The sequence below is a fragment of the Xenorhabdus thuongxuanensis genome (genome assembly GCF_001908095.1).
In the GTDB taxonomy this organism is placed as follows: domain Bacteria; phylum Pseudomonadota; class Gammaproteobacteria; order Enterobacterales; family Enterobacteriaceae; genus Xenorhabdus; species Xenorhabdus thuongxuanensis.
Genome location: NZ_MKGR01000001.1, coordinates 258,723 through 272,930 on the forward strand (window position 1 = coordinate 258,723; position 14,208 = coordinate 272,930).

Consider the following 14,208-nt stretch of genomic DNA (forward strand, 5'->3'; position numbering starts at 1 on the left):
ACCCAACATGGATTTTCCTTCAAGCTACAACAGCGAAAAAGGAAGATCCCGATAACACATCAATTGAAAAATGGCCCATAAATATGGGCCATTTTGTTAATCAAATTTATTTAATAAAACGATTAGACTAGTTTGGATTTTCCATTAATGGTATCAGACCAAGCCGTCACAATGGTTGATTTCGATTTACTATCAAGCGAATCAATAAAGCCGCTGTCTCCCATATTAGGCGCGAATCCGCTCATAGCCTGCACCAGAGAATCTACCGCATTGGCAGAAAGTGCCGTATATTCACGCTCGCCTTGTGCATCTTTATCCCCTATTTGGGTGATGATATCCGCACGGTTGCCATGAAAATAGTTGTTGAAAGTCACAGAACCCATTGCCTCAAACTGCTCCTGTGCAGAGGTATCTTTGACATTACGCTGGGTCAACAGAACCAAATCGTAACCGCTGCGTTGAAACCACAGGTTTTGCCAATTGATATCATTGAAAATAATCTTGTCACCTTGCTTGATATCTTCAACCACGTTATCGATGGCATCACCGCTGACTACAAAGCTATTCACACCTGTGCCGCCCTTAAAGCGGTTTTGGTATCCACCCAGTATCAGTAGATCATCACCATCACCGCCGTTAAGCTGGCTGAACTTCGATACCACATCGGCAATCAGGTGATCATTACCTGTGCCACCGTTGATGACAGCGTGATAACCCATCAATTTAATGGAATTGTTGCCCGTGTTGCCATCGATCCAGTTGTAGTTGCCGAATACCGTGGCAAAATCGTTACCCTCTCCCAAATCTACCTGATTGTTATTGCCGATGGTCACAACGTAATCCTGATCTTCTCCGGCATCAATGAGATTGAAGTTACCAGAAGCCACGATGTAGTCACGTCCTTTACCGCCGTTGATCACCCCACCTTCACCAAAAGCAAAGACCTGATCATCACCATCTCCCATGTAGGCGTAGTTAATCCGTCCAGCCAATACCGCAACATCGTTGCCTGCACCACCAAACATCATGTTTTCGCGCCCCATCATAACACCCGTATCATTGCCTTCACCGCCTGCAAAGATATTCGAGGTGCCTACGGAATAGAAGACATCATCACCACGACCGCCCCAGAAGTTGTTATTTTCTCCCAGATAAGCACCGAGATCTTTACCGTCACCGCCCCAGTTAAAGTTGTAGTTACCAAGGGAAATGTTGATATCACCATCACCTTGCAGATGGCCGCTCTTTTGCAGGAAATCGAAGGTTTTATCCTGCATATTCAGCAAGTCGGCTGTCAGGTTCTGTTTCAGATTAGTGACCAGTGATTTCATTTCGACCTGTTTGTCCTGATGGAACAGGGTAGCAAACAAGTTTGGCAGATTCAGGGAAGTCAACCCAAAATCACGATCTGCCTGAGAGTTGGCTGTTTCTGGTACTACATCACCCTCTTTAGTAATGGTTACAAGCTCTTCTTGCTTTTCATCAGGTGCTTTTGCTTTTAGACCGTGGCTTTCCACAAAAGATTTCACACCATCAGCCCCCATATTCAAACTGGCTTTCAGACTGTTGAGCAATTTTTCCGAATCAGTGAAGGATTGTAATTGATCACCACTGAATTCACCGATGATTTCCAGCATTTCGCGCAGAATGGCAACGCCATCAACAGATTGACCTGAACGGGAAACAATGCCGCATTGCGGGGTATAATCCACGCCAAAGATATCCGCCAGCGTAGTATCCGGGCTGACGCCTGCCAGATCCCCCAACAATTTGTTTTTGAGCTGACGAGGCAAGTCTGTTGGGCTAAAGGTAAACGTATTTTTCGCCATGCCCGTTGGGGTATATCCCTGCGTCATCAAACCAAACAGCGATCCCATATTGGTATCCAAAATCGACTGGATATTATCACCAAACATAAAGTTCCAGTTACCGGTCGTTACCTGAATATCAGCCCCCTGCCCGCCAACAGCAAAGTTAAAGGCCAGTTTTTCATTTGCTTGACGGAATTTATCTGCCCGACTGATTTTGCCCATTTCAGGCGTATTGCCCTTTCCACTCAACCATTGGTTGTATTGCTTGTTCAGGGTGCTTTCGAGATCACTTTTCAGGCCACGGCTGCTACGTTCATTTTGCGAGCCGAGATCCGTCAAGGTTTGATAGTCCACACCGCTGGTCAAATCGAGACCGGACAGATCACTGACATATTTTTTCGCACTTGCCAATGTCCATTGCTGGTCTTGTGTCGCCAGCCAATCTGGTGAGTTAAACGATCCGGCAATATCTTGCAATACACCCGAAATACGAGCTGCACCACCAAATGGGTTGACCAGTGGCGGTGTTGGAATGGATTTATCCAACATAACGATCAGATCGTTACTGCGTCCCATATTAAAACTGATATTACGGTTGCCTACGAACAGTTGTGCACCTTCTAATGCCTGATAACCGGCAATATCAACACTGTGTTTGCTGTTACCCTCACCAATGTGAGCCATCACATTGTTATCACCAAAGGCCATGGACTTAAAGCCGCCTGTACCGACCTTGATCCCTACATTGGTCGTTCCCCAGTTAATGACCGTAAACTCACCATCACCAGCCTGTACCTGAATATTGCCGGAATAACTCAGTTGCTTGTTTGATGATTCCGCTGGAATTACCGATTTATTGTCATCTTTTACATGATCGATTTTGGGTGCATGGAATGTCTCTGCATTGTCCGCAATAGCACCTTGTGCTTTTGCATCAATATCGGCCTGACCTACGCGGGACAGGCTGATATCATTTTCAGAAATACCGCGACGGATTCGATCCGTGTGGCTTTCCACTTCACCTTGATCATTCCACCCTAACAGGATCTTATTATCCGTGAGTTTGTGCACCCATTGTGCCTGCGCATCTTTGGTGTATTTGCGGCCGATACTGTCTACCGCGACCTCACTGCTGCGCGCCGATACTGTGGTACGGATACCCTGCTTATCCAGTGCAGAAATAAAGCGGTGGGCGAAACCATTGCGGTTGTCATCGCCTATCAGAGAACAACCCACGAGACTGATATGGTCTGGTGTGCCGGTCGGTTTGAAATCAGTACGGAACTGTTTCAGTTTCAAGGCCAGTTCATCCGCACTGTAACCGCTCATGCCCGTATGATTCTGTGCTGCCTCTTCACGTCCATGCCCAACAATCTGCCAGCGTAATTTGCCGGACTGTAATTTATCGGACAAGACAGCCGGATCACCATACACCACGCGATATTGACCGTTGGCATCAAGCTGAACGATCACACTGGAATCTGGATGCTTACCCGCCAGGTTCGCAGCAGCTTCCGCAACCACAGGATCATTTTCTGTCTGGATAATAATTTGGCCAGCAAAGCGGCTATCACTACCTTCAGGCTGTGGTTTGACCACAATCTCTTGCCAAGAGTTGACATCCTGGTTATTCACGTGAATACGGCTTTCCGGTGAGTTATCACTTAATGGTTTTTTCACACCATCAGCCGCATCACTCCCTATCGGTTTCTTGATTGGGGTATCATCAAATACTGGCAGTTCTAACATATCTCGCATAGTGATTTTATCAGCCGCTCTTGGACGATAAGTTGCCAAAACCTCCCCATCGATGACTGCTACACGCTCGAAAACGCTTTCCCCTGTTGCATTCTTCGGCAACCTGTAGCTTTGTGCCATATTCAGATCAGATTCACCGAAGAAACGAGTCACGTAAGCACCAAACTTCTCCGCTGACGAAAATTCAACAATCCCCACGTTTGGATCATAGAAACCATAAACACGATCCTCACTATTCCCTTTGGCCCACGCCGCCATTGCATGGTCTGGTCCATCCAGTTCAAGCAACACGGGTTTACCTTCTGTATTGCCAGCGGTAATTTTCTGGATAACGCCATCTACTGTCAGCGCTTTCGTGTCTTCCAGTTTCTCTTTCCACACTTTAATAAATGTGTCTGCCATCGGGTTCTTGGCATGGAGTGCTGCTAAAGAGCCCAACAACTTATCCGCGTTGGCACGCTCAGTTGCAGAATACAGATCTGGATTGCTAAGTACGGCCGCCGCAGAATACATTTTTTCCAGCAATTGACGGGCAACACCATCCTGACCATCATTTTCAAGTTGTTTCGCAACCAGAACCAGTTTCGACAATGGATCACAACGTCCGCCAAAACCATCATTTGACAGATTCAACAATAACAACTGTGGTGCCAGTTGTTCGCTTGCCTTAGTATCAGCAATACCCGTTGAAGCGACATCTCGGAACAAACGATTGTATTTCTCAGCTCTTGGCTGGAAGGTGACTTTTAAAGCTCGGCTTTCAATTTCCCAGGCCAAAGCCCCTTTTTGTTCTGGACTCCAGTTACCTTTAACCAGCAAATCTACCAATTGCTTGATATTCATGTTTGGACGGAAGCCATCCACTACCTGCCCCGCATGGCCCTGCTTGTAGCCGGCCAAAAAATCCTCCGTTGTGCGAATATCTTTCGGTTTCTTACCCTGGCTGGATGGCTGTGGTTTCATTGCTTCGCCGTAGCGTTTCAGGTCGCTCTTAATGCCCTTGAGTATTTCTGATTCATCAGGCTGAGGTTTCACATCAAACGGATCAGTCGCACTCTGCCCTGCATTTGGTTGTTTGGCAATATTCTCCGCTGACGCTTTGAGTGTGAATTTACCATTTTCCGAATTAGCAACGACTTTATCGATATTCGACTGCACAAGGTTAGCCGCCTGCCTGAAATTGTTACTTTCAACTTCAACCAGAACTTTCTCACCTTTCTTCGTTGTCACTTCTAACGTCACGGCATCATTACCGTAATCAACCACGCGTCCCGTGACATTTGAACCCAGCTTAAAGGCCTTACCCTGCTCTTTCAGTGCACGCAATACGTACTGTTGTTCACCTGCACGCGCCTGTTTCCAGACTCCGTCATAATGGGTAATGGTGCCATCTTCAAACGTATTGTAGTTAACATAGAAACTTTGGTTTTCTTCTCTGCTGGCTGCATATTCATAACCCAACTTGGATTGATATCCCGTTAGTATTCCTTTATGGAAAGAGTCCATAAAGTGTTCAAAATCGCTATAGTTATCAAATGACTTGATACCAAAGTTAGGATCATAGAACGACCAAACGGTTTGATTTTCCCCTTTATGCACAACAACAGCCATTGCGTGATCTTCAGACATAAAGGACATATATGTCGTCTTATCCACATTACGTAGTTGCTCCATGACAGACTCATAGCCAGCAACATCATTACTCAACGAACGGTCGATTCTATCTCCCGTCAGCCCATTGGCTTTTAGTTTGCCGCCGTAAGCTTGATTAGCTTTCCTGCGGTTTACCAAATTAGACATATTTTGCGTTTGGCTATACTGCATTGACAGCAGATCTTGAATTGCCGGACCAATATTTTGGCGGCGATACTGATTAAGCAAAGAGGCTTCAATCGAATTGATATCACTCTTTTTATTCACACTATTGTCATTGTAGGCTTTGACCGCATCCGTCAGCCACGATAAATACGCTTTACCACCACCTACTCCATGTACTCGCTCTTCTATCAGGTAACGGCCAGACAAGGCAAAACAGATACCTTCCAGAAATTCTTTTGACTCAACGTGATTTCCATTAGTCAGGAGTACATTGCCAATTTCCGGTACTAATTTCTCAAGATTATTTAGCAGGGACTCTCCCTGAGTGAAATGGAATGAGTATTTATCCAACTCTTTTCCACCTGATTTCACATCAAACAGGGTATAAACCATTTTTTCCAACAAGCCTGCCTTCACGCTACCATTTTCACGCTTAGGTTCGGAAAGTGTTGAGACAATCAAATCGGCGTATTGGCTTATCAATCCACTGTCTTCATGGCCATAGAAGGTCTGTTCACCTGATACCTGATAACCTGCCACAATCAGCTTGGCACGCAGTTTTTCCCCTTCTTTGCCCAATCCTTCATTATCGGTCAATAGCATGATTGGCGTCTGTTTCGAGATGCCTTGCAGATTTTTCTCCAACGAGAACTGACCATTAACAAATTTAGCCAGCCCCGCCGTGATCCCCGCAGGGTTTGGTACTTCATGGGCGGTAATCGCTTTGGTCATGCTTGGCATTGGCCTGTCAAGCAACAAACCCGAAACTGGCTGTCCGTTGCGCTCTGCATAACGGGCAAGATCCGCCGCTACGGCTCCACCCATGGAATAGCCATGGATAATAATATTCTCAGGCTTGATGCCTCGATCATTAACCAAATAGCTGAACATGGTACGGGCATCCTGATAAAGTCCTTTTTCGCTTGGATGACCATCACTGGAGCCGTACCCCCGCATGTTCACCGCCAACATATCCACACCCTGTTTTTGGTAATGATTTTGGATAATGCTGGCTTGCTCTTCCGCAGATGAGCCGGAACCGTGAATGAAAAGTACAACTTTTTTCGCTGGACTATGTTCACCCTGATCTTTTTGAGCACCACTATGGTAATAACCCGTTAGACGCCCGGCTTCACCCTGTAGTGTGATCTTATCCGCTGCACCTTTGGCGACAGCCGCATCCAATATTATTTGGGTGTGATTATCAATGTTACGGCGATCTTCTCTGGAGCCATAAAGCTCATCGTTCAGGAAACGAGTCACTGGATTGAACGGTTCTCTGTCACGCGGTGGCGTACCATCATTATTAATGGCAACTTTTTCGCCACTTCTCACCGTAAGTTCCGTCAGTACCAGCGATTCTTCCAAACGGACACTCACTTGTGATAACAAATTTTGTAGCGCAGGAACTCGTTTTGAATCTGGATGCCCTTTCAAATAACTTTCAACCTGATGAAGCAGGTCGGTTAATTTTTCCACTGATTCAAAATCATAATCCTTGCTGTTTTGCAAAGTATTTTGGTAGTTACTGAGGGCATCTAACACATTCCGATAGCTGTCACCAAGGATCTTACCTTTAACGTAAGCGGCTTCCCGCAACTCCCCTACAGACATCAAATCGGTTTTCGGTTTATAGCTCCAGCTACCGTCGATTTTTTCCGCAATAATATGGGTACGCCCATGATCGTGGGAAACAATGCGATCTTTCACCAGATGCAACTCATCAGGCAATTGGTCGTAATTGCTATAGTTGGCGAGAATAAAACGCTCAATAGATTTAATTTGAGCTGAATCTTCTGGGTTTTCCATAATAATAGTTTTGAAACTATCACTGTTATTACCCGGCCACGGACGAACTTCAAATCCTTTAGTATCAGATGCACGTACCAGCAAATTGCGTTCTATACGCAATCCATAGAATGGCAATGTTTGACTCAGCAGGCTATCGATGGCACTGGTTTTGATATCCAGATCAACCAATGTATCCGGCTTATATTTGTCAGGATTCAATGCCAGCAACTTCTCCTGCTCTGCATAGCTGAGTGAATCAAAACGCGCTTTTACAGAAACACCCGCTTCTGTCAATCTGCGTCCAATGGATTCAGGTGGCATACCTTGATATTCTTTGGCCGCTTTATCCAGCAGGCGAATTTCCCCTACCAAGCCTTCACGCTGCAATTGACGCAATACAGGTAATTCAACATTCCAGAAATAGTTGCCAAGACGTAATCCGCCCTCCGCAATGACATAGACATCATCACGTGATCCGGTTGCATAGAGGGAACTCCAGAATCCGGTATTGCTGTATGCCGAAGCTTTAATAACTGATTGCAAGGTTTTCTGTTCCGCAATGTCTGAATCGAGGAATATCCCTCCCCAACGCATCAGCGTCTTGTTCAGATCAATGGCAAAAGAGTTACCTTTTACATCAATATCGTAAACTACCTTCTTGCCATCAGTCTGTACTGCATCAAGAATTTCACGGTATTGCTTGAAGTTTCTGCCAGACCAAAATGAAACGATGCTCTTATCACCATGTACAGGTTCGAAGCTATAGCCATAGCTTTCCAGTCTTGAGACGAATTCGACGCGCTTATCCCAGTCGTAATCAATTGTGGCATCAACAAACAGTTTCGCCAGAGAAGCTCTCTGATCTTTCGGTACTTTGTTGTTAGGATCATCCAGATAACCTTCAACAAAGGTCACCATTTTCTGTCTGAGATCAGCAGAAATATCCGCATCAACACGGTTAAAGCCAGGGACAGGAATGTAGCTATCGGTTGCAGCACCATTGTCACTATCCAGCCAGCGATAAACATCAGCTACTTTTTGTGCCCTTATTGCCGTCGCAGACACTTTTGACATATCAATGGATTCTGGCTGAACCAAAGCTTCACCCAGTGCTTGCAATCCACTGAGATCCAATCCCGAAATTTTCGGGGTATTCCTTACCCATTCAGTCACAGTATTAGTGGACTGACTAACAAGCGGATTGGCCGAGGTTTCGCCCTGCATCGATGGCTGGGTAAAACTGCCAGCCGCTTTTTTAGTACGTATCCCTGCATTGATTTGCAAGCGATTCAAAGCCTCTTTGGCATCGCTCAGTTCACCCAGATCTTCATCCAGATCGTATAATTCTTCACTGAACCCACCATCAGCCTGAATAATCGATTCAGGATGGATGTGACTCTTGGATCTTTCTAATTTTTCAATGTTTTCAGATTGATGGGTTTCATAAGCAGTACCTGACAGACCACTGCCTTTTGCGCCGGTACGGATCGGCTGATAGTTACCATCCAGTTTCGAACCTTTGGCATCATTTTGTACTTGCACAGTTTTACTGTCTGCCACGGAGACTTCATGCCGACCACGCTGTTCTGATTGCTGCGCAGCTACCTTGCCATCATGTTCTGCCTGTCTAGCCCTTAGCTCACGGTCAAGGGCTTCTTTCTCCCTGTTTCTGGCTTGGATAAACGCTTCTTCAACATCCTGCTCAGCATGTTGATGGTTTTGATCAGCCTTCAATACACCTGCTTCTGATTTAGCGACGGCATCCTTGATATTATCCAGATGTTCCGCTGCCGCTTTTTGTGAATTATCCAGTTGGTTTTGCGCAATTTCGCTAGCGTTGTTCAATTCGGACTGAATACGCTGCCGCAAACCAACAGCAAACTGATCACGCCATTGTTGGCCTGATTCTCCATGATAGGCGGCATGGGTTTCCAGCGCTTCCAAACCTTTGACTTTCGCCATCAGTTCATCTGTTACCGCCTGGGCTTCGCCCTTGATCGCATCACGCTGCGTCTGACCATTAGCGTTCAGAGTATCCAGATCGGTGGCTTCCAGTTGTGCCTGGGTGCCAGAAATCGCTGCCAGTTGTTTATCTTTTTCCTGAGCCAAACGCTGGCGGCCAGCTTCTGCTTTTTCCTTGTCCTGCAAGGCATTTTGTGCTGCTTTATTCTGTTTTACATGGTCAGCAACACCACTGTCTGCTAGTTCATAGGTTGCAACTACGTTATCCAGAACATAACCCAAACCGTCATTTAAGCCGATTCCAGAAAATTCCAGTCGGTTACTGCCTGCCTTGGCGGTTAAGGTCAGTGTCTTGTTTTGCCACTCACTGTTACCATTGGCGGCTGCAAAAACAACCTCGCCATTCCACCACACTTCCAGCCCATTATCCGCAGAACTGCCAACACGTTTTGCAAAATCGAACTTAACAGTGATTTCTTCACCCGCCGTCAAATTCTGAATATCCTGATAAAGATGCGTGTTACCGCTGACATCAAGTTCACTGACACGCTCACCATGCCCTTCAACACTGAGGCCATATGACTTGGCTGAATAGCTGGCTTCAATGCCATTGGTGTATTTCCATCCTGTCTCACCCTGTTCAAAATCGCCATTAACAATCAGATTGCGTGGCTGATTTGGGTTCAGACGTTTTTCATTGCCAAGTGCATTTTCGATTCCGGCAAGATCTGGAGCATCAACGCCTGTCACAGAACCTTTCAGATCTTTCGCCAAACCAGAAGTAATTTCATCAATTTCTGTCAGTTTGAAACCATTTAGGGAAGAAACTTCTGGCAAATCAATGGCACCACGCCCTTTATGGGTTCCCGATGTATTCGCTTCATCGCCATTTACCAGATAATTGATGCCCTGGCTGCCCGCGCTACCAAGTACTGTCTGTTTGATATTGTCAAACAACGCATCCAGTTTATTGCTCTGGGTATTGCTTTCCGCCACCGCAAAGCTATAGAAATCACCATTACCCACCTGAATTGCCACGTTGTTACGAGCATAAGAGGCATTGATGTTCAGGCCATCACCCACACGGATATTGGCATTGCCCTTGCCTTTCATAACTGAAACATTCAGGCCGTCACCCACACGAGTATTGACGTTGAATTCACCCCAAGCCACATTGACGGAAACACCATCACCGACTTTGGTATTGATATTCAGGTCGCCATGAGCCGCAGTCACGCTAAGGCCATTACCCACCGTGGTTGTGATATTTTCCTTACCCTTAGCGGCTGTCACTTGCATGCCATCACCCACTTTAGTGACAACGTTGCCCTGGCTCCATAACGCGTTGAAACTATCACCATCACCAATCTGAGTCACGATATTGGCTTCACCCTTGGTGAGCACAACATTGCGACCATCGCCGACTTTGGTAATGACGTTGGCCTTACCCCAGGCACCGGTATAGTCATCACCATCGCCAACATGGGTTAAAATATTGGCTTGCCCTTGAACAACACTAACTTCCTGGCCATCGCCAACTTTGGTAATGATATTCGCATCACCTTTGGCGAGGTTATAGCGATCACCATCACCAACATGGGTTATGATATTGGCTTTGCCCCAGGCGGCATTGATACCCAATCCATCACCAACTTTGGTGATAATGTTGCCTTCACCTTTCGCAAACCCGACCGTCGTGCCGTCACCAACATGGGTCATGATATTGCCAACTTTAGAAATCAACAGGCCGACCGCGGTTCCATCACCCACTTTGGTCAGAATATTACCTTTGCCCGCTAACAAGGCAGCCGTTGTGCTATTACCTTCGTTATTAACATGGGTCACCACGTTAGCTTCGGAAGCTGCCACAACGCCCATGAAATCATTACCAACTTTTGTCACGATATTGGCTTTGCCTAATGCCAATACACCGGTCAAGCCATCACCGACATGGGTCATAATATTGGCTTCACCAAACATGGCAGACAATGTTGTGCCATCACCCACTTTCGTCATGATGTTGGCTTTACCTGCAAACAAACCAATGCTGGTGCCGTTTCCGACATGGGTATAAATGTTGGCTTCCCCCACCATCAGTGCCGCTGTCAGATCATCACCCACTTTGGTCAACACGTTTGCACCGCCAATCATGGCCGCAAAAGTGGAACCATCACCAATCTGGGTAAAGACATTGCCTTTGCCAATCATGGCAGACAGCGCATCACCATCGCCGACTTTGGTCGCAATATTGCCTTTGGCAATCATCAGGGCAACGCTCATGCCATCGCCAATATGCGTGTAGACGTTACCCAATGCCAGCATCAGTGCCAGTGCGTCACCATTGCCAACTTTGGTGAAAATATTGCCCTTACCCCCCATCAGCGCCCAGGCATTTCCTTCACCTACATGGGTGAAAATATTGCCGGCACCAATCATAGCCGCCATGGTTGTGCCATCACCCACTTTGGTGAAGATATTGCCTAATGCCCCCATAACACCTAACGTTTGCCCATCACCAACATGGGTCAAAACGTTACCCAGACCTAACATAATGCCTGTCGTATCACCATTGCCGACTTTGGTCAGGATATTCGCGCCGCCCAGCATAATACCGGTGGTTTTGCCATCACCAACATGTGTAAGGACATTGCCGCCACCGCCCATGAGAGCCTGTACATCACCCTTACCCTTTTTAGTCAGGATGTTGGCACCACCCAGCGCAATTGCTGATGTATTTGAAGAGCCAGGATAAGAGGTATCATTATTGCCAATATGGGTAATTATATTGGCCCCGCCAAACATGGCTGACTGCAAATTGCCTTCCCCCACTTTGGTCAGAACATTGGCACCACCAACCAGTATTGATGAAACGTCACCGTTCCCCATTTGGGTCAGGACATTAGCACCACCAACGCCAGTCCAGAAAGCATTACCATGACCGATTTGGGTATGGGTATTAAAACCACCACCCATTGAGATACGGCTATTGCCATTGCCTTTATGAATAGAGATATTACCAACAGCCAGAAGGTGAGCAAGGTAGCGGCCATCCCCAACGCGAACCAATACGTTTGCTGCCCCACCCGCATTGACATTCATATCACCGTGCTGGCTTTGGTGCAGCAATACGTTGGCAATGCCGGCACCATTGAAATTCAGGTTACCTTCTTTGCCTTTTTTGATGATGACGTTTGCCCCACCACCACCATCGAATTCTGTGTTACCAAACTCAGAGCTATGTTCAATCACATTCGCAATGCCTGCACCTTTAAAGCTGACATTGCCACGGGTAACGTTAGATTTAATGATGTTACCACCACCCGCACCGGCATAATGAATATCACCAGAACTGTCACCATAGCCAGTTGCCGATTTGAACAGCTCAAGATCGCTATATTCATGCATATCAGGCACACGACTGGAATTTGTGCGCACAGCATTAACACTGTAATGAAGATCACTCAGCGAGTAGCTGCCGGTTCCCATATATTGGTAGCCATTGGCGGGGGAGATATTTTCATTCGCCAAATTTGCTGTATGGTAGCCTTCTTTATATAAGGGACGAGCAAGATATTGCAGCATTCCTGTTTTTGGATCGTTCCTTAGCTCAACCACCACAACCTTGGTATGTTTGCCAAGTTGCTTACCATAAATATAGGTGTTTGGCATCCGGTTGGATTTGACGGCTTTTACATCAACGGTGGTTCCATCGCGGTAAATGGCATAACCACCCATTTTGGCATCAGATAAGGTGATATTTGCTGCGTCGAGCTGGACACCATTGCCATAATTCACCCATTGGTTTTCCGTCAGTTTTTTCTCAACCGCATAAACCGTTACCTGTTTCCGCTGCTCAACGGTCAGGTTTGACAACGTGTATGCGCCATCTTCACCAACTGAATTAAAGCCACCTTGCGTCGAGATATCTTGTTTTGCCAGCCCTTTAAGATGCTTTCCTTCTTTATACCAGGCAGTCGAAACGTATCTCAGCTTGCCCGTTTCGGGATCATTATGGAGCTGAACCTTGTTGATTTTAGTGTGAGTACCATCTTCAAACGCAAACAGGTAAGTATTCAACTCCCGCGTCGATTTAAACCCTGTCACCTGATGGGAGTTGCCAATCCATGAACCACTCATGGTTGCCGTTGTCAGCACAACCTCTTCGGCCTTGGCATATTCCACCCCTTCGCTGCCGAAGTCATTGGCGGTGCCCTTGCGGGTAATCTCGTTATAGCCACCCGCACCCGTGAAAGAGATGTTACCGTGCGCAACATCAGAATAGAGGCTGTTATAACCGCCTGCGCCTTCAAACTGGATATCACCTCTGGTTTCAGAATAAAGGTCATCCGCCTGGCGTATACGCTCAATGCGGTTATAAGCCCCCGCACCTTTCAGCGTAATATTGCCAGCCTTACCCTTACGAGAGATATGGTTATATGCTCCACCTCCCGTAAAATCAATATTCCCCGTCTCAACTCTGGAGCTAATGACGTTCGCAGCACCCACTCCTTTAAAAGTCACATTGCCCTGAGAATCCTGATACTTGTCAAACCAAGTACGATCGATCACATTGCCAGCACCGGCACCATTAAAAGACAGATTGCCCTGATTGGTTTCATGCCAGAGAGCATTGTATCCGCCAGCGCCATCGAAACGGATACTTCCTTTTAATCCTTTACGGATCAATCTGTTATAAGCTGCCCCGCCCGCGTATGTGATATCGCCATAATTGCCGGTGTGTGTTATCGATACACCACCTGCCACACCGGTAAATTTGATACTACCGTTGGCTGTTTTATCAATGTCTGCGTAGCCCGCTCCCCCTTTGACGGTCAGATTTCCGGTGGTGTCATTGACTTTAAGATAAGCCGCTCCGGCTTCAACGACATCGTGCCCAGTTCCTGTATAAACTGTGGCACCGAACGCCCCTAACGTAATATGGTCATCACCGCCATAAGCATAGATATTACCGCCAAATCCAATGGCTACGATGTTATTATCATCATCATCGGCGAAGTAATTCCCTGTGAAAGCGAATTCAACACTTCTCCATACTGACTTTCCCATA

Annotated in this window: 1 protein-coding gene; it reads right to left on the reverse strand. The window is 46.6% G+C overall.

Going from position 1 to position 14,208, the window contains the following annotated elements; all coding sequences use genetic code 11:
• Positions 1-122: 122 nt before the first annotated feature.
• Positions 123-14,207, reverse strand: coding sequence for an MARTX multifunctional-autoprocessing repeats-in-toxin holotoxin RtxA (gene rtxA, locus Xentx_RS19470; protein WP_083600840.1), 14,085 nt, complete (start codon positions 14,205-14,207; stop codon positions 123-125).
• Position 14,208 lies beyond the last annotated feature (1 nt).

Coding starts and splice junctions, on each gene's coding strand:
- rtxA (WP_083600840.1), bottom strand. CDS start 14,207: ATGGGAAAGTCAGTATGGAGAAGTGTTGAATTCGCTTTCACAGGGAAT.